At 44.2% G+C, this 21707-nt stretch carries 21 protein-coding genes, 2 tRNA genes and 2 rRNA genes (1 of these 25 cut by a window edge); 11 read left to right on the top strand and 14 right to left on the bottom strand.

Going from position 1 to position 21707, the window contains the following annotated elements:
• Nucleotides 1–79: 79 nt before the first annotated feature.
• From LP107_RS13125 to LP107_RS13135, 3 genes are all read left to right on the top strand, one after another.
• Nucleotides 80–544, top strand: a complete 465-nt coding sequence (locus LP107_RS13125; RefSeq protein WP_112742845.1) for an Lrp/AsnC family transcriptional regulator — start codon at nt 80–82, stop codon at nt 542–544.
• 32 nt (nt 545–576) lie between these two features.
• Complete coding sequence (locus LP107_RS13130; protein WP_264676064.1) at nt 577–699, top strand: hypothetical protein; 123 nt, start codon at nt 577–579, stop codon at nt 697–699.
• A 66-nt stretch (nt 700–765) separates the two neighbouring features.
• Nucleotides 766–1353, top strand: coding sequence for a hypothetical protein (locus LP107_RS13135; RefSeq protein WP_078274378.1), 588 nt, complete (start codon nt 766–768; stop codon nt 1351–1353).
• A 110-nt stretch (nt 1354–1463) separates the two neighbouring features.
• Here the strand turns inward: LP107_RS13135 and LP107_RS13140 are convergent, their stop codons facing one another.
• Both LP107_RS13140 and LP107_RS13145 read right to left on the bottom strand, forming a co-directional pair.
• Nucleotides 1464–3272, bottom strand: a complete 1809-nt coding sequence (locus LP107_RS13140; RefSeq protein ID WP_078274376.1) for a DUF294 nucleotidyltransferase-like domain-containing protein — start codon at nt 3270–3272, stop codon at nt 1464–1466.
• A 73-nt stretch (nt 3273–3345) separates the two neighbouring features.
• On the bottom strand, nt 3346–3795 hold the full coding sequence (locus LP107_RS13145; protein WP_078274375.1) for a YbaN family protein: 450 nt from the start codon (nt 3793–3795) through the stop codon (nt 3346–3348).
• Between the two features lie 271 nt (nt 3796–4066).
• Between LP107_RS13145 and LP107_RS13150 the strand changes: the two genes are divergently transcribed.
• Together LP107_RS13150 and LP107_RS13155 are read left to right on the top strand one after the other, a co-directional pair.
• Complete coding sequence (locus LP107_RS13150) at nt 4067–4642, top strand: biliverdin-producing heme oxygenase (RefSeq protein WP_078274373.1); 576 nt, start codon at nt 4067–4069, stop codon at nt 4640–4642.
• Nucleotides 4643–4697: 55 nt separating this feature from the next.
• A complete protein-coding gene (locus tag LP107_RS13155) occupies nt 4698–5303 on the top strand; it encodes an HD domain-containing protein (RefSeq protein ID WP_078274371.1) in 606 nt (201 codons plus the stop codon).
• Between the two features lie 15 nt (nt 5304–5318).
• Here LP107_RS13155 and LP107_RS13160 read toward each other — a convergent pair whose 3' ends face one another.
• The gene (locus tag LP107_RS13160) at nt 5319–5729 is read right to left on the bottom strand and encodes a helix-turn-helix domain-containing protein (RefSeq protein WP_078274369.1); all 411 of its coding nucleotides are present in this window, start codon (nt 5727–5729) and stop codon (nt 5319–5321) included.
• A 140-nt stretch (nt 5730–5869) separates the two neighbouring features.
• On the opposite strand from LP107_RS13160, the gene LP107_RS13165 reads away from it, so the two are divergent.
• The 3 genes from LP107_RS13165 to LP107_RS13175 are packed head-to-tail and all read left to right on the top strand — an operon-like array spanning nt 5870 to nt 7199.
• On the top strand, nt 5870–6247 hold the full coding sequence (locus LP107_RS13165) for a hypothetical protein (RefSeq protein ID WP_078274367.1): 378 nt from the start codon (nt 5870–5872) through the stop codon (nt 6245–6247).
• A 58-nt stretch (nt 6248–6305) separates the two neighbouring features.
• Nucleotides 6306–6452 carry a hypothetical protein gene (locus tag LP107_RS13170; protein ID WP_158079660.1) on the top strand — a complete coding sequence of 49 codons (147 nt, stop codon included), beginning with the start codon at nt 6306–6308 and terminating at the stop codon, nt 6450–6452.
• Between the two features lie 30 nt (nt 6453–6482).
• On the top strand, nt 6483–7199 hold the full coding sequence (locus LP107_RS13175; protein WP_078274363.1) for a hypothetical protein: 717 nt from the start codon (nt 6483–6485) through the stop codon (nt 7197–7199).
• Nucleotides 7200–7327: 128 nt separating this feature from the next.
• Here the strand turns inward: LP107_RS13175 and pnp are convergent, their stop codons facing one another.
• The 5 genes from pnp to LP107_RS13200 form a co-directional block, all read right to left on the bottom strand.
• Entirely contained in the window at nt 7328–9418 is a 2091-nt protein-coding gene (gene pnp / locus LP107_RS13180; RefSeq protein WP_078274361.1) for a polyribonucleotide nucleotidyltransferase, read from the bottom strand.
• Between the two features lie 309 nt (nt 9419–9727).
• Nucleotides 9728–9994 carry a 30S ribosomal protein S15 gene (rpsO, locus tag LP107_RS13185; protein ID WP_078274359.1) on the bottom strand — a complete coding sequence of 89 codons (267 nt, stop codon included), beginning with the start codon at nt 9992–9994 and terminating at the stop codon, nt 9728–9730.
• 175 nt (nt 9995–10169) lie between these two features.
• Nucleotides 10170–10772: an opacity family porin gene (locus tag LP107_RS13190; protein WP_115368799.1), complete on the bottom strand. Its 603-nt coding sequence runs from the start codon at nt 10770–10772 to the stop codon at nt 10170–10172.
• Between the two features lie 181 nt (nt 10773–10953).
• The gene (gene truB / locus LP107_RS13195; protein WP_115368800.1) at nt 10954–11874 is read right to left on the bottom strand and encodes a tRNA pseudouridine(55) synthase TruB; all 921 of its coding nucleotides are present in this window, start codon (nt 11872–11874) and stop codon (nt 10954–10956) included.
• On the bottom strand, nt 11874–12287 hold the full coding sequence (locus LP107_RS13200) for a ribosome-binding factor A (protein ID WP_078274353.1): 414 nt from the start codon (nt 12285–12287) through the stop codon (nt 11874–11876). The genes truB and LP107_RS13200 overlap by 1 nt, the downstream gene beginning before the upstream one ends.
• Nucleotides 12288–13036: 749 nt before the next feature.
• Here LP107_RS13200 and LP107_RS13205 point away from each other — a divergent pair.
• The 3 genes from LP107_RS13205 to LP107_RS13215 all read left to right on the top strand — a co-directional run bounded on the left by LP107_RS13205 (nt 13037) and on the right by LP107_RS13215 (nt 16636).
• Complete coding sequence (locus LP107_RS13205) at nt 13037–13885, top strand: DUF2382 domain-containing protein (RefSeq protein WP_078274351.1); 849 nt, start codon at nt 13037–13039, stop codon at nt 13883–13885.
• A gap of 216 nt (nt 13886–14101) precedes the next feature.
• Nucleotides 14102–14560: a YsnF/AvaK domain-containing protein gene (locus tag LP107_RS13210; protein ID WP_078274350.1), complete on the top strand. Its 459-nt coding sequence runs from the start codon at nt 14102–14104 to the stop codon at nt 14558–14560.
• Between the two features lie 615 nt (nt 14561–15175).
• Nucleotides 15176–16636: a lytic murein transglycosylase gene (locus LP107_RS13215; protein ID WP_078274348.1), complete on the top strand. Its 1461-nt coding sequence runs from the start codon at nt 15176–15178 to the stop codon at nt 16634–16636.
• A gap of 62 nt (nt 16637–16698) precedes the next feature.
• Here LP107_RS13215 and LP107_RS13220 read toward each other — a convergent pair whose 3' ends face one another.
• The 6 genes from LP107_RS13220 to LP107_RS13245 form a co-directional block, all read right to left on the bottom strand.
• Nucleotides 16699–17511, bottom strand: a complete 813-nt coding sequence (locus tag LP107_RS13220) for an NAD(P)-dependent oxidoreductase (protein WP_078274347.1) — start codon at nt 17509–17511, stop codon at nt 16699–16701.
• Nucleotides 17504–17626, bottom strand: coding sequence for a prepilin-type N-terminal cleavage/methylation domain-containing protein (locus LP107_RS13225; protein WP_112742715.1), 123 nt, complete (start codon nt 17624–17626; stop codon nt 17504–17506). Before LP107_RS13225 ends, LP107_RS13220 begins: the two co-directional genes overlap by 8 nt.
• Before the next feature lie 134 nt (nt 17627–17760).
• A 5S ribosomal RNA gene (rrf, locus tag LP107_RS13230) occupies nt 17761–17874 on the bottom strand.
• A 162-nt stretch (nt 17875–18036) separates the two neighbouring features.
• A 23S ribosomal RNA gene (locus LP107_RS13235) occupies nt 18037–21262 on the bottom strand.
• Between the two features lie 316 nt (nt 21263–21578).
• A tRNA-Ala gene (locus tag LP107_RS13240) sits at nt 21579–21654 on the bottom strand.
• A gap of 5 nt (nt 21655–21659) precedes the next feature.
• Nucleotides 21660–21707, bottom strand: a tRNA-Ile gene (locus tag LP107_RS13245); it runs 29 nt beyond the window's last position.

Genomic DNA, 21707 nt, shown 5'->3' on the forward strand with positions numbered 1-21707 from the left:
TAAACTTTATCATCATGACGAATTTTTGCAAATATTGACTGGTTTTGATAAAATTTACCAAAAATTTTGCTTGCCAATCATGACTCAAAACACAGATGACGCCGACAAAACCCTGCTAAACCTACTCCAAAACGACTGCACCCTACCGCTTAAAACCCTTGCCGAGCATACAGGCACAACACCTGCCACTGTACAACGGCGTATCGGTCAGCTCTGTCAAGACAAAATCATCACCAAACAAGTCGTCATCATCAACCCTGTTAAAGTCGGTCAAACCCTAAGCGTCATCGTACTGGTAAAAATGGCACAGTCTAGCGTGTCCATGCAACAGCGTTTTGAGCGCATCAGTCAGCACCACAGCGAGATTGTGGCGTGCTATGAGATTTCGGGCGATTATGATTTTGCTCTCATGGTACATAGCCCGTCCATGCAAGCCTACCACGCCTTTACCCGAGCGGTGCCAACTGCCGAGAATAATGTCGCCCATTTTAACAGCCAATTTATCATGAATTTTGTCAAATCAAGCACCAAAATCACGCTTTAACTGCTAGGGCGTGTTGAATATTGGTATTTGCAATGAAAAATGAGAAAAATCGCCCGTTTTTCAAGGAAAAAATGAAGTTTGATAGTCGTTCTATCAAACGAGCTTTTGACGATGAAAAACAAGATTTAGCCATTTTTCATGCAAAAATTGATTGATATTGTCAAATTTTCATCTTATTTTATAAAAATGTTATCAATGTTCAACATGCCCTAAGGATTATCATGAAATACACCCCCTTTTTAGTCGCCATGCTTGCCCTGTGTGCCTGCGATAAATCCGCCACCGAGCATAACTTTGCCCCTGCCACAAGTCAGTCGCCTGCCGAGCAACCGAGCAAGCCGTCCACCCCCGAGAATCCTCACGACTTACAAACCCTTGCCAGTGAGCTTAGCACATCCGACCCATCTGTCCTGCCTGATGTACAGCCACTAACCACCACTGATGGCAAAATCGCCCTTGACAAGACCCACATTCTCACCGACACGCCTAAGGCAGACACAGCAACGTATGACTACCCCATCGCCCTTGACAGCATGGCGGTAAAAAACTACGCCAAAGCCTATAACATCACGGACAAACAAGCCCAACACAGCATGGTCATCGCCATGGCAAGCCCCGAAGTGCTAAGCAAAATCCTAGACCAATTAAGAGACGGCAAATACATCGCCCATCAGCTCACCGATGGGGCAGACATGACGCTCGTCATCACGACCACCCCTGATGTCGTGGCGGATAAGTTTGATTATGTCTTTGCCGATGAGTTCGGGCGTGGTTTGGTGTTGCCAGTGATAATACAGCCCAAGGAATGATGTTAAAAGAAATGATGTTAAAGATGTTATTTTCAAGGCATGGTTAGGACGGATAATAGCCCGCCCTGCCTATGTATTGTATTTAAATGAGTGCTTGTGTCAATTTATCATCACACATTATGCAGTCCAAACTGCGATTTGACTTCATGTTTAAAGCGTTTGACCACTGCCAACGCATCTTTTAACAAATCACGCTCCAAGGTAGAAAGCAGTTCGGTATCCACCTGATTGGGGCTAATCGGCTCGCCATTTCGCACATAAAACAGCCCTGCTTTTAGGCGTAAATTCATCAAATACGCCAACGCATCTGCTGTGTCTTTGGCAAGTTGTTCGCTGATAATCCCTTGATTTTTAAGGGTAATTAGGCGGTCAAAGGTGGAAGTTTCATCAAGGCAGGCTTTTAGTGCCAACGCACGCACGCCATGCACCACAGGGAATAACCCCATTTTTTTGATGTCCATTTTGTGTGTTTCGCCCTTACCCAAAATCTTGGCAAAAAAGCCCCGATTGTGTTCGTCAAACTGCATAATCGCACGGGCAAAATTCATCTGCATGCCCACATCTTTATCCAAATGGGCATTCAGATGGCGTTTGACTTCATCAAACAAATCCGCCTTGCCTGCCACCGTCCGTGCGTCCAGAAATATCGCCATATCCATAAGACTTGTACCATCAGCACTTTTGCACCAATGGGCGACCGTGCGTTTGAAATCGCTCACCGTCTGGCACCATTTGGGATTGGATGCCATAATTCCACCCATACATGGCGGATAGCCAAATTTGGCAAGCGTGTCCGAAAACTCTACCGCATAGCCGTGCAGTGCTTCCATATCCACATCGTCATCGGCGATTAGGGCGTTGTCTTGGTCGGTTTTTAATACCTGCTCGCCCCGTCCTTCTGAACCCATCACAATCAGGCAAGTTTTGGCAACCATCTCAGGCGGTGCAATCAGCCCCCACGCCTTTTCAAAGAGTTGCCCGTTTAAGACTTGCATGAGTTTGGCAAGCTGAACGGCACTCATACCGCCTGCTTGCAAGGACGATACCGAATCGGTCATTTGCTGGGCGATTTGAGCAAGCTCGGACAAAGTATCGGCGCGGTGTAGGCGTTCGGCAACCAAATGGCTGTGGCTGGACAAATACGCCAAAATGTCCATCTGCTCCAAAAGCCCAATAATGCGTCCATTGTCCTTGACAGCAAGGCGTTGAATGCGGTGGCTCATCATCGTGAGTAAGGCATTGAACAAAAAATCCTCGCCATCAATGCCAATGATATTAAAATTGGCATAGGTGTGAATCGGGTCGTCCGTCCTTGCCCCACCCGCGATGACATCACGAAATATCGATTCGGTAATCAGTCCGATTTTTTTGCCATCATTGACCAGCACCGATTTGCTTTTGTTATCCTTCATCAGGCGGGCAAGCTCGGCAAGGGTCAGTTTTCCATCAACGCTTAGGGTGCTGTGGTGGTAAGCGTCAGCGACTTTGGCGTGAAATAGCCCAGAGATGTCCTGCCCTATATCGTGGGGGGTAAGGCTGTTAAAGCGTTCGACAATGCCCGTATAAAAGTATGCCCCAAAGCGGACATTTGAGCCAATCAGATTTAAAATCAAAGACTTAGGAATGGCATACACCAAAGACTGCTCGGCAGAAATAAAGCTGTGGGCGGAAGTTGCTTCAAACAGAGCACGAGCCTCAAAGCTGTCATTGGTGCGGTACAACGCCACCACGTCGCCATCATCGCCAAGCTCTTTGACCACGCCTTTGATGACGACATACAGAGCGTCCATCGGCTCGCCTGCGGTGATAATCGGGGCGTTGTCGTCAAAAAAGACGATTTGCACTTGTTTTTGCAAAAGTTTTTGTTCGGCAGGGTTTAGGGTGTTGTAGGGGGTAAAATTGAAATTAAATCTGTCCATGATGGCTTATCCATGCTTTTTGGTTGGTAAACATTATAGCATAAAATAACCACAGGACAAGGCATCAGGCATACTAAGCGTCAGGCAGGCGATACATCCAAATGGCAGTCACCAAACAAAGTATGCTTGTCAGCACCGCCACCCACAGCTTATCGGCAGGCAGTCGCCAAAACAAAAACGCACTGGATGCCGTCATCATGCCCCACGCCAAATATTTGGCAAAGCGTGGCATGGCACGTCGCTCTTCCCAATCGATGAGCATTTTACCAAAAATCTTGTGCCTAATGAGCCTGTCATGAAACTGCCGTGAGCTTTTCGCCCAGCAGTAACCTGCCAGCAGGATAAACACCGTGGTCGGCATACCGGGCAGTATCGCCCCCAAAATCCCAAGCCCCACAAAAATAAACCCCATGATAAAAAACGCCCAACGCAGTAAGACATTCTGATGTAGGCCGTGTTTGGGCAGTTGTGATGATGAGGTATGGTCGGGGTCGGTATAATCAGGGTCAGTGTGGTCGGACATGGCAATACAACAATCAAGGCAGGCTTGTACCTGCTATCGACAAGACGGTAGGCAGGCTCATCTTGCCATAAAAGCCCTATTATAGCACTTTGGCGGTCAGGGCGAGATTTAAAATATTGAAAATAAAAATCACCCACCTTTATAGAGCGATACAGCATAGCATAAATAAGGCATGTTTGTAAACATAAATGATTATTATTTTTTGTTTACAAATTGATAAAAATAGGTTATCTTATATCGGTTTTTAATATGTGTTTCACACAGGTGATTTATGAGCGAACTTACCCTAACCGAAGCCCTAAAAGAGCATTCACGCACTACCCACGATGCCGTGGACAACCTTGTCATGAGTATGGAGCCCTTTGCCAGTCATGACAACTACCGCAAATTTTTGCAAGCCCAGTATGAGTTTCACAGCACCGTAAACCCCATTTATCATAATGAAAAGCTAGCCAGTCAAATTGACGGCTTGGCACAGCTTGCCCGTCTTGACCGTGTCAAATCCGACATGAAAGACCTAGAAGCCACCCCTTTTGGCAGGGACGTAGAAACCCCCACCTTTACCGATAGTGAAGCCATTGGCTGGCTATACTGCCTAGAAGGCTCAAACGTGGGGGCGGCGATTTTATACAAAGAAGCAGGCAAAATTGACCTGTCCGATGAATTCGGTGCATCTCATCTGGCAGCTCATGCAAACGGACGTATGCCTCATTGGCGTGCCACCAAAGCCAAAATTGACGCCCTACCCCTGAGCGATGAGCAAAAACAAAGCGCTATGAAAGGGGCGGACGATGCCTTTGCGTATTTTAAACGAGTGATTCGTAAAGTGTACGGTACTCAAGCGTAATTATGCTATACTAAGTCGTTTGCTTCATCAAACGGCTTAGTTTTTGGTATATGATATGATAAATTATCTAAATTCTCATTGGCAGTTTATATTTTATCACGGTCATCAAACCCTTTTTGATAATCTCATCACCCACTACCAACAGCCCCACCGTCATTATCATAATCTCACCCATTTATCTGAATGTTTTATGTGGTTTGATGAAATAAAGGATAATTTATATCGTCCCGATTTGGTTGCCATTGCCCTTTTTTATCATGACGTAATTTATAATCCCAAAAGCCCCACCAATGAATACGACAGTTCGGTCATGATGAAGGATGAATTACAAGGCATGTTGTCCGATACAGATATTGGTATTACTGAGCGTTATATTCTTGCCACCAAAGACCATATCAATCCTTTAACGGGCGACGATAAAGCAGATTTAGATTATTTATTGGATATTGATTTGGCGATATTGGGAAGTGATTTTGATAGATTTGATGAATATAATCATCAAATCAGGCAAGAATATGCGTGGGTGAATGGACTGATTTACCATGTTAAAAGAAAATCGGTGTTAAAAGGATTTTATAACAAGGAGCGAATTTATTTAACCAATTATTTTTATCAAGCGTTAGAAAATAAGGCAAGGGATAATTTAAAAAGGTGTTTATAACACATCATTTTAAGCTTACCGCCTTGTCGAATCATTTTTTAGCAATTCTATAATTTGCTTTAAAGCTTCAATCTCCATGTCTTTTTGTTTCATCATCTCCTGCTGATGAGTGATAATAAGCGATAGCTTTTCCAAATCTTTATCGACCCCACTGCCTTGATAGTAACTAGAAAGAATGGTGCTAGAATTATCAGCCTTATTATCATTTGCCATAATTACAAGACCTTTATCGCTTAGATTGATTAGTTCAATCACATCAATATTTAACACTTGGGCGATTTTTTGTAATCTATCAAACTGCAATTTGGTCACCCCACGCTCAATCTTCGCATAACCACTACATGACATATTAAGCTCACTTGCCATAACTTCTTGGGAAATCCCTTTTGACTCTCTGGCAAGACGAATGCTTTGATGGATAGACATAAGAAAACCTACTTTGGGTTGGTGCTAGGTAAAAACTGGACAAAATACGCCCAATTTGGCAATCGTGTAGTTTTTAATTTTAGTATAATCTATCACAAAATACAAGTATTGTAATTTTATTTTATATTTTGGAGGCAGTTGTGAGTGGCAATAATAAACCAAATAGTAATTTCTTAGACCATATTATCATAGAAAAAGGGGAGTTTATTCTTTTCACCTTACCCGCCATTCTTTCCATTATGCTCATTTCTTTTGACCCCAACATCGGGTTGATTGGCGGTTTATTTTTCATGTTCTTTATTTATGCCGTGATATGTATTATTGATTCTGAATATTTAAAATATTTAGGATATCAAGATGGAAGTATTTCGTCATGGCAAAGATTTGTACCACCATTACATTTGAAAAACAGATCACAATTACTTGGAAATAAAGAAACATCCGCACTACAAAATACATGGGGGTTTGTGGCAGGTATTTTTGTATTTTTACTTGTAGGTGGCTTTATTTCCAAGTAATCTTGAAGGGCGTACGTGTGATACTGTTACAGAAATCATTCAAGACAATTGGGGCTATATGTCCGAGTGTGAATCTGTGGATTTAGAAGAGATTTCCAAGAATAGATATGCAGGCACCGCTTATTTGGATGATGGCGATACCGTGAGTGTTGTTGTTCATAAAAAGAAAAATGGCGGTGCAGAAGTTGTGGTCACACCATTTTAATAGTGCTTTTATAAAAATCAGGAATTGACAATGAAAAAATTTAAGCTTTTATCTATTACTTTATTAGGATTGCTTTTATTAGCTTGTGATAAGCCCGAACCGTCTAGCAATAAACAAGGTCTGGGAAGCCGATATGAAGAAATAAAAGATTTAAGTAACCTGCCACCCATTGAAACTGGCAATGCGACAGCGATTGAAAAATACACTGCCGAAATTGACAATTCTTGCAACTCTAATATCATGTGTAATATAGAAAATGCTTATGCACATTATGACGCCATGAATAAAGACTTACAGCATAACCGTCATTATCAACCTGTTTATAATAAAAACGTTAATGGTTATTTTGCCCTTCAATGTGGCTCAGATTCCATTCAAAACATTGCTCGTTATCGCATTAGCAATGATTTTCGCATTGATGTGATAACAAGAGATGGTCATCATTTTTGGTGTAAAGGTGAATATAATCTCATCAGTTTTCTTCGTGGAAGACGGGTTGAATACATGAAGTTCAACAATACCAAAAGTGACACTCCCACCAAGTCCCGTCCAATCACAGGCATTCCTAGTAACAATCTTGATAATTCTGCGACTTTTAATTCAGATTCTTATCATGGGGATGATTTGGGCAATGTAGATTTTGACAGCCCTGAATTTGATGATGAGTTTGGCGATGAATTTGAAACCGATTGCGGGCAAATTGATTGTGAGCTTATGGACATTAACGGTTATGATGATGGCTTATAAAGAAGCTGCTGATTTAGCGTAATTTAATCTGCCCCATACACTAAAATATCCACATTATTAATCCAAAAAAAAAGAATTAACCCAACAAAAACCGCCCCATTTGGAGCGGTTTTACACCAGTCAAGCAATTACTGCTCAATGCCCTTCATCGTCAATTTAATGCGTCCACGATTGTCAATGTCTTGGACTTGAACCTTGACAGTTTGACCCTCGGCTAGGTAGTCGGTTACATTCTCAACACGCTCATCAGAGATTTGGCTGATATGCACCAAGCCGTCCGTACCTGGTAAAATGGTAACAAATGCCCCAAACTCCACAATGCGAGCCACCGTCCCTGTATAGATTGCACCCACTTCCACTTCGGCGGTGATGGCTTCAATCTTGGCGATGGCGGCACGGGTAGACGCCTTTGACTCGCCAAAGATACGGATTGTACCGTTGTCGTCAATGTCCACAGTCGCCCCTGTCTCTTCGGTCAAGGCACGAATGGTTGCCCCACCCTTACCAATCACATCACGGATTTTTTCAGGGTTAATCTCAATGGTGGCATAGTTTGGAGCATGAGCATTAATCTCGGTGCGAGATGTGGCAATGACTTTATTCATGGCATTTAGGATATGAATACGCCCTGCGTGAGCTTGTTTTAGGGCTTGCTCCATGATGTCGGCGGTAATGCCTTCAATCTTGATGTCCATTTGTAGGGCGGTGATACCATTGACCGAACCTGCCACTTTAAAGTCCATATCGCCCAAATGGTCTTCATCACCCAAAATGTCCGATAGCACCGCAAAACGCTCGCCCTCTTTTACCAATCCCATAGCAATACCTGCCACAGGGGCTTTTAGTGGCACGCCTGCATCCATAAGCGACAACGACGCACCGCACACGCTCGCCATAGAGCTTGAACCATTAGACTCAGTAATGTCCGACACCACACGAATGGTATAAGGGAAACGCTCCGCCTTAGGCAATACCGCTTGCACGCCACGGCGAGCCAGACGACCATGCCCGATTTCACGGCGTTTTGGGCCACCTTCACGACCTGTCTCGCCCACCGAATAATGTGGGAAATTATAATGTAGCATAAAGTGGTCTTGCTTGGTGCCTGACAGCGTATCCACCAAGTTCACATCACGGCTAGTGCCTAGCGTTGTGGTTACAAGGGCTTGGGTCTCGCCACGGGTAAACAGGGCAGAACCATGCGTATAAGGCAACACGCCCACTTGGATGTCGAGTGCTCGCACGGTCTCCAAATCGCGTCCATCAATACGGGGCTTGCCTGATAGGATATTATCACGCACGGTGCGGTATTTTAGGGTTTCAAACAGCTCTTTGATTTGAGCGACTTTGTCAGCATAGTCTTCTGCCGTCTCATCGCCCGCCAGTGCCAAGGCTTCTGTGGCAAGCTCATCTAAGCGAGCATAGCGGTCTTGCTTGACGGTAATGGTGTAGGCTTCGCTCACTTTGGCGGTGAATTGCTCTTTTAGTTGGGCGTTTAGCTCTTCGTTAATCGTAGGGGCGACAAATTCGGCTTTGGTATTGCCTACCGCTGCCGCAAAGGCATTGATGTTATCAATGACAATCTGCTGTTGTGCGTGTCCGTACAGCACCGCTCCAAGCATTTGGTCTTCTGATAGCTCGTCCGCTTCGGATTCCACCATCAGCACGGCAGATTTGGTACCTGCCACCACTAGGTCAAGCGAGCTGTCTTTCATCTGGGCAAGGCTTGGGTTTAGAATGTATTCATTGCCAATAAAGCCCACACGAGCTGCTCCGATAGGGCCGCTAAATGGAGCAGGAGAGATTGCCAATGCCGCAGACGCACCAATCATCGCTGCAATGTCGGCATCTTGGGTTTTGCCCGATGAGATAACCGTTGCCGTTACTTGGATTTCGTTAAAATACCCTTCTGGGAATAGCGGACGGATTGGACGGTCAATCAGACGAGAAGTCAAAGTTTCAAATTCTGACGCACGACCTTCACGCTTGCCATAGCCCCCTGGGATTTTACCCGAAGCGTACATTTTTTCTTGGTAGTTTACGGTGAGTGGGAAAAAGTTTTGCCCTGCCACAGCTTCGGGACGCACCACAACCGCCACCAGTACCGACACATCGCCCATATGCACAAGCACGCTGTTGGCTTGGCGAGCGACACGCCCTGTTTCTAGGACAACTTGCTGATTGCCATATTGAAATTCTTGACGAATGATATTAAACATAGGTTTTCCTTAAATGATTGGGTTTGTCATTGATAAGATGATTTAAAGCCCTAAGAGATGTTTTTTTTGGATATTTAAAAATTGTATGGGAAAATTGATTTAACTTTAACCAAAATCAATACTTTATCACAGAGCAAGTTGCAATTTACCCCTACAAATCCACCCAAAAAATCATCAGTTTATAACGTTAAAAAAACATCTCTTAGAGTTCTAAATCTCACCCTTATCAATAATTTATAAACTTAAAACAACAAAAACGGCACGCAAACGCACACCGTTTTTGACAAAATTAGACAGCCTAATTTGAAATTAACGGCGTAGTCCAAGCTCAGCGATAAGGGCAGAGTAACGCTCGGTGTCTTTACCTTTTAGGTAGTCTAGTAGCTTACGGCGTTGGTTTACCATGCGGATAAGACCACGGCGACTGTGGTGGTCGGCTTTGTGGGCTTTGAAGTGGTCTTGTAGGTCGTTGATACGAGCGGTCAATAAAGCCACTTGCACTTCTGGGCTACCAGTGTCGTTTTCGCCACGTTTGAATTTGGCGATAATATCGAAACGTTGTTGGTTGGTTAGCATAACTAATCCTTAAAATACGCAATGCGGATACATTTGGGTAAGCTGTGCATTGCCAAAGCCTACCTAAGCCTAATGGCGTAAAATTTTTATTATAACACAAAAATTTTAAAAAGTCATTTAAAATTACAAATCAAAACCCCCTGCGTGGAGAGACAGAGGGTTTTGAAGGGGCAGATTAGAAGTTATAACGAACACCGATTTTGCCACCGTATTCTTTAACTTTAAAGTTATCCACTTTGCCTAAGTGGTTGTATTCTACGCCACCGTCAATGGTCCATTGTGGGTTGATGGTGTATGATACACCCGCCACCGCACCTAAGCCCACTTGTGTTTTTTTGGCAGTTGTTGATGAAAAGAAAGACTCTGCACCAACAGTGGCCTTATTGCTGATGCCTAGATTGAGTTTGTTGACGCCCACTCTTGCACCCACATAGGGCGTAAATCCTGACACAGAAGTGAAGTCATAAAATGCAGACACGCCCACAGATTGTGCTTTAACATTTGTTTTGCGGTAGTCGCCTGCCACATCAAAGCCTGTTTCTTTGTGTTCTAGCTCGCCAAAATGAGTGTAATCTAGGGCGTAACGAGTAGCACCATAATCGCTACCTACCGCCACAGAAAATGCGGTGTCGCTGTCTTTTACTTTCTTTTGGCTTCGGTCATCTTTGACATCAAGTTTAGATGTGCCTACCAAACCTTGTACATAAGGACTGCCAACATTGGCGGTTGCGGTGATGGACACGCTGGCGATGATCAGTGCTGGGAGTAATTTTTTCATGGGTTGTACCTCAAATCTTACAAAAAGTTGGGTGTTTAATGTTATTTATAAAAACTTATTATCAGTAAATCATTATTTATGATAAAAAGCAAGTGTATATTATGCCTAAATCGAATAAATTTCAAGTAAAATTATGTTAAGATGAAAATTAATGCAAAAATATTCTCTGATTTTAAGAGGCTCACGCCACCAGTCTTATCGGTTGCAGTCGCCCACTCATCGCCACTTGCCCAAGCCCGACAAACTCATCATCATGATATAGCCGAATTTGTACAGTCTCATCAGTAAAGCTCGCATCATCAAGGCGGTCTTTGATGTTTAGCCGTTGCCCCATTTTAATGCGTGCCGTTTCGTCTGTGGTGAGTTTGATAATAGGTAAATGATTAAGCAGAACATCAACGGGTAATAGCTTGCCAAATCGCTCATCAAATGACAAATTCGCCAAATCATCAAGGCTTATCGCCCCTGCCACGTCAAATCCGCCCGTACTGGTGCGGTGCAAAGCGGTCAAATGCCCCACCGTGCCAAGACGCTCGGCTACCGTCTCGCCCAGCACTCGCACATAAGTACCTTTGGAGCAGATGACATCAAGGGCGATTTCGTTATCGCTTAATTTATTTAAAGCCAAATGATGAATGACAATGGGGCGTGGAGCTCGCTCTATCTCAATGCCGTCTCGGGCGTATTCGTAGAGTTTTTTGCCGTCTTTTTTTAGGGCGGAGTACATGGGCGGGGTTTGTTGTTGTTCGCCCAATAAATCGCAAGCCAATTCATCAAGCCCCTGCTCGTCAAAGGTTGGCACATTTTTTTGGGCGATGATTTGCCCTTCTTTGTCGCCTGTGTCGGTCTGCTCGCCAAGTTTGATAATGGCGGTGTAGCCCTTATCGGCGTCTAGACCAAAGGAGCTAAATTTGGTCGCATCCCCTAAACAAATCGGCAAAAGCCCTGTCGCCATGGGGTCAAGCGTGCCTGTATGACCTGCTTTTTTGCTGTCAGAATCTGATGACATAAACAGGCGTTTGGCTTGGGCAAGAGCCGAATGCGAACTGATACCGCTTGGCTTATCTAAGAGTAGCACCCCAGAAACGATTTGTTTTGCCATTAGCTGTTATCCACGTCATTGGCACTGCTCTCGCCCGTCTTTTTCATGGCTTCATTCACCAGATTCATCATGTGGTTGCCGTGAGCGGTAACTTCATCATAATGAAAACGTAGGCGTGGCGTGGTGCGGGTTTTCATGGTGGCGGACAGCTCGGTACGCAAAAAGCCCGAGGCGTTTTTTAATACTTGCAGGCTCTCACGGTGAGCATCAATGTTCATGCCACCGTCCGTATCGCCGTTTTTGGACGGCTCCAAAATGGTGACATAAACATCGGCATAACCCAAATCAGGGCTAACTTTAACACTAGAAATGGTAACAAATCCCGTCAGGCGTGGGTCGTTAATCTCATCACGGATAAGCACCGACAAGGTACGCTGAATCTGGTCGGCTAGGCGTTGTAAGCGTTGGCTCATGGTTTTCTCTCTTGTTGTTTGGTTTTTGGTGGTTATTGATGGGGTTAGTATAGCCGATTTTTGGGAATTTGGCGATTTTTAATGTCAATGCACTCATCATCGGTGTTTTTATTGATATGATTAGGGCGTGCCTGCCATTGATAACATTTTTACAAAGTAAGATGAAAATTTAACACTTTAATCTATTTTTACATGAAAAATGGCTAATTTTCTCACTTTTCATTGCAAACACCAAAGGCAGGCACGCCCTAATTATTTTATTTTTATAAAAATCAATAATTTATGTTAGTTTTCATCTATATTAAGATAATTTGGCTCTGGTTCAAAAAGTATGCTACAAAGAAAACCGTTCGTGGTGAGCTTGGGAAACCTAACGGTTTTCCTGCCCGCAGGCAGGCTCAGAGCGAACGGAAAACTAGTTTGGCATACTTTTTAGACTACTACCGATAATTTAATGTAAATATAAAGATAATTTAAAAAAATAATCTACCATTTTTTATGAAAATTGAATGACCATTTGATGAAAAATTACCCAGCCATAACACAAGACAACACAATTTTTCACAGTTTACATGAAGTTACCAAGTCTTACATTTGGCGAACCAAACACACGTGAAAAAACCCTATTTTTTACCAACTTATCCTATTTTTCATGTCAAAACATCTCTACAATACACTCATCAAGTCAAGCACATGAAGCACTTGTAAGTTGCCATAAGGCATTTATTAATATCACTTAGGAGAAACATATGAGCCGTTTAGTTCGTTTACAAGACATTGAAGCCACCGAGCGTGAAGTATTGGGTGCAGACTACTACAACCCAGCAGGCAAAACCGCTTATGGCCTTGGCGAAGAGAAAATCGGTAAAATAGAAGATGCCCTTGTAGAAGTAGAAACAGGACGTGTGCGTTATCTTATCGTTGATGTAGGCGGTTGGTTCAGCTCAAAAGAAGTGCTTATCCCAGCGGGTCTATCTCGCATTGTTGGCGATGATGTGTACTTTGATAGCCTAACCAAAGACCAAGCAGAAGTTATGGAAGCCTACGACCGTGATTATGTCTATAACTACCAAGAACAATATGCCAAAGACCGTGAGTTTTTCGCTGCCGAGACACTGCCTGCCGAGAGCCGTGTTGAGCTGACCGAAAACCACTACACCGCACCCAACACTCTAGAGTTGCTCGAAGAGCGTCTATCTGTGAATAAAGACCGTATCGTCTCTGGCGTGGCAAGTATTGGTAAACGTGTGGTAAGCGAAGAGCAACGTGTTGAAGTTGAGCTACAAGAAGAGCACGCCCATATCGAGCGTACTGCCGTAAACCGCCCAACTGACCGTCGTATCGGTGATGATGCTGGGGTTGCCACCGTAAGCGTTGAGCTAGAAGCAGAGCGTGCTAATGTGAGCAAAGACACCTTTGTTACCGAAGAAGTAACGCTGGGCAAGACCACTGGCACTCGCACCGAGACCATTTTGGAAACCATTCAGCGTGAAGAGCTAAACGTGGACGACCTAGGTAACATAGTTGATCGTGAAGGCAACGTGGTTAACTATGAAGGTATTACCGCCGATGAAGTTCGCCGTGCTCGTGGTCTGTAATCCGACCACGGCCAAAAAGTCAGGGCAATGCTCTGGCTTTTTTGGGTTTTGGCGTTATTGACTGGTGTTTTGATGGTTAGATTCATGTTTATTCAATGAATTTTTTAAATTTATCTTTGCTAAATTGACATGTATTAGAATAACCACCATGCCCAATTTTCAACTTTTAAACCAAAACTTAAAAATCTACAAATTTGTTAAAATTAAGGACAATGTATGTCAAACCCTAAAGATAAGCGTGATGACGTCACCACTGATAATCCACAAACCCTAGAGTTACTCGCTGAGCGGTTGGTTGTTGATACCCAAAAAATGCAAGTAGGCAAAGTTATCCTTGAAAAAGTTGTCCGCACCAAGACGGTCAATGTCCCTGTGGAGCTGACCGAAGAGTATCTTAGCATTCGGATTGTCAATAATAATTTAATGGCACTGCCAGATACAGTCATGGCAGATGATGACACGCCTGCCACTGTACTCATGAATGGCACGCCCATGAGCGAGCCTATGGAGATTTTAATCAGCAAAGAAGTAGCAAAGCTAAGCAAAGAGACTCATGTCGCCGAAGAGATCAACCTACACAAATACAGCCAAAATATCAGCAAAACGATCAGCGGCACTGTGCAACATGAAGAGCTTGTGGTAACAGGCGATGAGTTTTTGGACAAGTCATCTTAAGGGATGTCACCCATTGATGATTAATTTTTAAGGCTTGCCTACCTTTGGTATATGTAATGAAAATCACAAAATGGCGATATTTTTCAACATGAAAATAAACCACAAAGAGTAAGTAATCCCAGTTACCAAAAAGCACTTTTTTATCATGACAAAATCGATTATGATAGGCTAATGTCGTATTATATTTGTTTTTAATTAGTTTTTTTAAAATATATTTCTTTTCAAACCCCAATTTTTGCGGATTTTTTAAAATTTCAACCCCAGTATTTATAAGTACAAGGGTTTATTTTTAGTTTATCTCATAAAGATGTCTGGGACGTGTTGAACTTCGGTACTTACAATGAAAAATGAAAAAATCGCCCATTTTTCAAGGAAAAGTCCGCAGTTGATATTGAAATATCAACAAGGATTTTGACGATGAAAAATAATTCAACCACTTAATTTAAAGAAATTAAGGTAAAATCTTGAAAATTTACACGATTAAGTGGTCGGATAGCCGTTTTTCATGCAAAAATTGGTTGAAATTGTCAAATTTTCATCTTGATTTTAAAACAATTCTATCAATGTTCAACACGTCCTAACAACTTCCAAACCCAAAATTTATCGGATACCCCTATGACCTATTTTAAACCCCTAGCACTTAGCATTATTGCTTTGACAACCATCAGTACTACCCATGCCAACGACCTGCCCACCCTATCCCAAAGCCATTTTGACCAATGCCTAAACACCCTAAAAAACAGCAGTAACTTTCGTGGTGTCGCCAGCACCTTTGAGCAGTACCGACCGAGTAGCCCTGACCCAACGGTGATTCGCTCACTCAACTATCAGCCTGAATTCAAAAAACACGCATGGGACTATCACGCCTCACTGGTTGATAGCGAGCGTGTGGCAGATGGTCTGCGTGCCAAACACGAGATGGCGGACGTACTAAGACGCATTGAAAACCGCTACGGGGTCAAGCCCGAACATGTGCTTGGCGTGTGGGGTGTTGAGAGTAATTTTGGGCAGACCCTTGGCAAAAAGGATTTGTTTACCAGCCTTGCCACGTTGTCTTGCTTTGACCGTCGCCAATCATATTTTCGTGGCGAATATGCCAGTGCCTTACGCATCGTCCAAAATGGCGACATTCGCCCACAGGACATGACAGGCTCGTGGGCAGGAGCATTTGGTCAGACTCAGTTTATGCCTAGCACCTTTTTGGAATTGGCGGTAGATTTTGATAATGACGGACGTAAAGACCTTGTCAATTCTAAGGCAGACGCATTGGCAAGTACCGCCAACTTTCTTGCCAAAAAAGGCTATCGCACTGGCGAGCCTTGGGGTTATGAAGTCAAACTAAATGGCTATTCAGGGTCAAGTGGTCGCACCAACAAAAAATCCATCAGTCATTGGCAAAACATGGGCATCACCCTACCTGACGGTCGTCCCCTACCGAACAACATGGCATCAGCAGGACTACTGCTACCTGCTGGGCGACAAGGGCCGGCTTTCTTAGTGGGTAAAAACTTTGATATGTTCTATTCTTATAATACTTCTGAAAGCTATGCTCTTGCCATCGCTCATCTTTCTACCTTGATTGAAAATAACGACACCAATGTTAATTTTGCCACCCCTTGGCCGACCGATGACCCTGGCATCAGTCGTCGCGAAGCCAAAGAAATTCAGCAAGCACTCATTAATAACGGCTACAACATTGGCAACGTTGATGGCATTATCGGTGACAACACTCGCATTGCCATCAAGGATTATCAGCGTAAAATGGGCATGCCTGCTGACGGACGTGCAGGACAAAAGTTCTATCGTCTCATCATGGGCAATACTGGCAATGTCAGCCCAACCTATCCGCCCGTGTCCAGCCCCGCACAAAGTGTGAATTACGGCAATCAAACAGGCACAGTACAAATCCGCCAAGACAGCCTAAACCTGCCCCAAAACCCAAACTCATCATTTAGTATCTCTCGGGGGTCGGTTAGTCAAAGTTCTTATGGTAATGTTTCTCATGGCGGTGTCGTTTATCGTCGCATACAAAATTCTGATGGGACGACGAGCTTAGTGCCTATTAATAGCCATTGATATTATAGAACCAAAAAAAGGAGTGATAACATTCACTCCTTTTTATACATTCCATCAATTAACTAACACCCATAACCCATCTGATAATCCTTAAAAACAAGCCAATCATCCACATTACCCCGAATGCGTTTGCCTGTGGGCGTAGTGTGAATAATCTTTGGCGGGAGATACTCATATTTTTGACACAAAAAGTTTATCACTTCAAGACTGGTAACAGGCTTACAATCACTTACCAAATACATAGGCTTGACAGCACTCAGAGTTAATACCTGACAAATCACTTGTATCAAATCATCACGATGAATGCGATTGGTATAATGGGCGGACGGCACGCCATTGATATGGGCAGACTGAGCAAGACGGTTCATTCGCACACTCTCACTGTGGTAAATACCAGACGGTCTGACTATCGCACACCGCTCGCCAAAGGCATCCTGTAACACTTGCTCAGCCTGTAATAACACGCAGGCGGTATCCGTACTGGGGTGTGTTGGCGTGTCAACATCCACCCACTCACCCCCATTCTCGCCATATACAGATGTAGATGAGACAAATAGCACACGGTGGAGGTTTGGCAGATTCAGTCCTGCGATATGCTCACACACTGCCAAATAACTCTCACGATAGGCTTGTACTCTATCGGTCATCTCACGGTTTGGTGTGATGATAATGGCGATATGGCTAAATGGAACAAGTTCATCTTGAGTGAGCATTCTTGCGTCTTTTTGCCAAAATTGTACAGGCTCATCATAACTCTTGGCAGTGCGTGCTAACCCCGCCACATCATATCCTGCGCGGGATAACATTTCGGCAACTTCCTTACCGATGTCGCCCTGTCCGACAATCAGATATTTATTTTTTCGTTCATCAATCATCTTCCATCCCCCGCAAAACCCGCATCACACTAGGATAAGCAATCATACCAATCATACCAATCACAACCACTACCACCATCAACTCAATCAACGTAAACGCCTTTTGCCCACCCATTAATATCACCCTACGCACAAGCAAGTTACTCACATAAATAATTATAAGTAAAGTTAGGTCAGCTATTATACACAAATTCAAGGATTTTAAAAACCAAAACCCCCTCTATCAATGACAGAGAGGGCTAAATAAGGTGCTGACGATGACCTACTCTCGCATGGGCAAACCACACTACCATCGGCGCTAAGACGTTTCACTTCTGAGTTCGGGAAGGGATCAGGTGGTTCCATCTTGCTATTGTCGTCAGCGTAAAAGGATTAACAACGCTGCTTATGAGTCTGTTGTTTTATTTTTTACTTTAAATTTAATTTTTAAAGTTTTAACTTTTTAAGTTAAGTTATTCAAGATTGATTCAAGCTTGTTAGGTAAAATCTTTACACTTATCTCATACTAAACCACTTGGGTGTTGTATGGTCAAGCCAAACGAGCAATTAGTATTGGTTAGCTACACATGTCACCATGCTTCCACACCCAACCTATCAACGTCGTAGTCTACAACGGCTCTTTAGGGAAATCTTATCTTGAGGTGGGCTTCCCGCTTAGATGCTTTCAGCGGTTATCCCATCCGAACATAGCTACCCGGCAATGCGACTGGCGTCACAACCGGAACACCAGAGGTTCGTCCACTCTGGTCCTCTCGTACTAGGAGCAGATCCTCTCAAATTTCCAACGCCCACGGTAGATAGGGACCGAACTGTCTCACGACGTTCTAAACCCAGCTCGCGTACCTCTTTAAATGGCGAACAGCCATACCCTTGGGACCTGCTTCAGCCCCAGGATGAGATGAGCCGACATCGAGGTGCCAAACACCGCCGTCGATATGAACTCTTGGGCGGTATCAGCCTGTTATCCCCAGAGTACCTTTTATCCGTTGAGCGATGGCCCTTCCATACAGAACCACCGGATCACTAAGACCTACTTTCGTACCTGCTCGACTTGTGGGTCTCGCAGTTAAGCGCGCTTTTGCCTTTATACTCTTTGAACGATTTCCGACCGTTCTGAGCGCACCTTCGTACTCCTCCGTTACTCTTTAGGAGGAGACCGCCCCAGTCAAACTACCCACCATACATTGTCCTTGATGTTGTTACATCTAAGTTAGAACCCCAACATAACCAGGGTGGTATTTCAAGGATGGCTCCATGGCAACTGGCGTCGCCACTTCAAAGCCTCCCACCTATCCTACACAAGTTAGGTCAAAGTTCAATGTAAAGCTGTAGTAAAGGTTCACGGGGTCTTTCCGTCTAGCCGCGGGTACACAGCATCTTCACTGCGATTTCGATTTCACTGAGTCTCTGCTGGAGACAGCGCTGCCATCATTATGCCATTCGTGCAGGTCGGAACTTACCCGACAAGGAATTTCGCTACCTTAGGACCGTTATAGTTACGGCCGCCGTTTACTGGGGCTTCGATCAAGAGCTTCGCATACGCTAACCCCATCAATTAACCTTCCAGCACCGGGCAGGCATCACACCCTATACGTCCACTTTCGTGTTTGCAGAGTGCTGTGTTTTTAATAAACAGTTGCAGCAGCCTGGTATCTGCGACTGCCAACAGCTCAAAGAGCAAGTCTTATCACCATCGGCAGCGTACCTTCTCCCGAAGTTACGGTACCATTTTGCCTAGTTCCTTCAGCAGAGTTCTCTCAAGCGCCTTGATATTCTCTACCTGACCACCTGTGTCGGTTTCGGGTACGATTTGTTTATGACTATCGCTTAGAAGCTTTTCCTGGAAGCATGGTATTTGCCACTTTGCCAGTAAACTGGCTTGCTATCAGATCTCAGTAATAGTCTAGCGGATTTGCCTACTAAACCTACCTACATCCTTTCACCTGGACAACCAACGCCAGGCTGACATAACCTTCTCCGTCCCTCCATCGCATCATAAACAAGTATTGGAATATTAACCAATTTCCCATCGACTACGCCTTTCGGCCTCGCCTTAGGGGTCGACTCACCCAGCCTCGATTAACGTTGGACTGGAACCCTTGGTCTTCCGGCGAACGGGCTTTTCACCCGTTTTGTCGTTACTCACGTCAGCATTCGCTCTTGTGATACCTCCAGCATGCTTTACAACACACCTTCACAGGCTTACACAACGCTCCCCTACCACTTAATTGAAACAATTAAATCCGCAGCTTCGGCTCCTAGTTTGAGCCCCGTTACATCTTCCGCGCAGGCCGACTCGACTAGTGAGCTATTACGCTTTCTTTAAAGGGTGGCTGCTTCTAAGCCAACCTCCTAGCTGTCTGTGCCTTCCCACATCGTTTCCCACTTAACTAGGAATTTGGGGCCTTAGCTGGCGGTCTGGGTTGTTTCCCTCTTGACGACGAACGTTAGCACCCGCCGTCTGTCTCCCGGATAGTACTCATCGGTATTCGGAGTTTGCATCGGTTTGGTAAGTCGGGATGACCCCCTAGCCGAAACAGTGCTCTACCCCCAATGGTATTCGTCCGAGGCGCTACCTAAATAGCTTTCGGGGAGAACCAGCTATCACCGAGTTTGATTAGCCTTTCACCCCTATCCACAAGTCATCCCCTGGCTTTTCAACGACAGTGGGTTCGGTCCTCCGGTGCCTGTTACGGCACTTTCAACCTGCTCATGGATAGATCACTCGGTTTCGGGTCTATACCCTGCAACTTAATCGCCCTATTAAGACTCGGTTTCCCTACGGCTCCCCTAAACGGTTAACCTTGCTACAGAATATAAGTCGCTGACCCATTATACAAAAGGTACGCCGTCACCCGACCACTTAATCACTCTGCTTCGCATCGTAATTAAGTGATCGGGCAAGCCCGACTTAGCTTATTTACGATACTTTGTCATTTTATGATGACTCAAACTGTGATTTAATGCGGTTCATTAAGAAAGTTCGCACTTTGCCATTATTTTTTGTGGCGTGTTCTCGCTTTCTTGCCACTTTCTCACTTATATAGGCTTCACAATAAACGATTTTCCAAGTCCTACCACGAGTTGCGGTAGTTTGACCTGTATTATGTGCTTCAATTCTCTGCTTTAAGTTGGAAGTAAACCCAACATAAAAGTCATTTTGATTATTGATGTTTTGTAGAACATATACATAATAAAAGTTCATTGTTATCCTCAAAGCGATTAAGTGGTCGGGCTCCGACTGCTTGTATGCACACGGTTTCAGGTTCTATTTCACTCCCCTAACAGGGGTTCTTTTCGCCTTTCCCTCACGGTACTGGTTCACTATCGGTCAGTCAGGAGTATTTAGCCTTGGAGGATGGTCCCCCCATCTTCAGACAAGATTTCACGTGTCTCGCCCTACTTAATATGTCGCATTTGCAGTTTCGCATACAGGACTATCACCTACTATGGTTGGCTTTCCCACGCCATTTTGCTACTACAAGTTTGATCGGCTCCTCCCCGTTCGCTCGCCGCTACTTGGGGAATCTCTATTGATGTCTTTTCCTCGGGGTACTGAGATGTTTCACTTCTCCCGGTTTGCCTCCTAACCAAAGGTTAGGATAGCCAACTTATGTTGGCTGGGTTTCCCCATTCAGAAATCGCCGGGTCACAGGATATTGCCACCTCACCGACGCTTATCGCAGGCTATCACGTCTTTCATCGCCTCTGACTGCCAAGGCATCCACCATGTGCACTTCATTACTTGACCATACAACCCCAAGCAGTCTTGGTGTCATAAGGGTAATGTGTAACGATTTACCTATGTTTACGCTTGATTCAGTTTTCTTTACTTTATCCGACCACTCATCTTACTTAAATTTTAAATAAAACCTAAAAGATGTGGAGTAGTGGTCGGGATGGTTAATTATTTGTTGGAATTAAATAATTAACCCAGACTCATAGTTACGTTGTTAAATAATGTAATTAACTTCATCAGTTAATTGTAAGTTATCTACATAAAGTAGAATTAAGAAATCTAATTGTATGCTGTTTAATTTGATTGCTTAGTTCTAATTTATTGTAAGTGGTGGAGTTAAGGAGAGTCGAACTCCTGACCTCCTGCGTGCAAGGCAGGCGCTCTACCAACTGAGCTATAACCCCATAAATGGTGGGTCTAATAAGACTTGAACTTATGACCCCCGCCTTATCAAGGC

This window comes from Moraxella bovis (assembly GCF_025985205.1).
Lineage (GTDB): Bacteria > Pseudomonadota > Gammaproteobacteria > Pseudomonadales > Moraxellaceae > Moraxella > Moraxella bovis.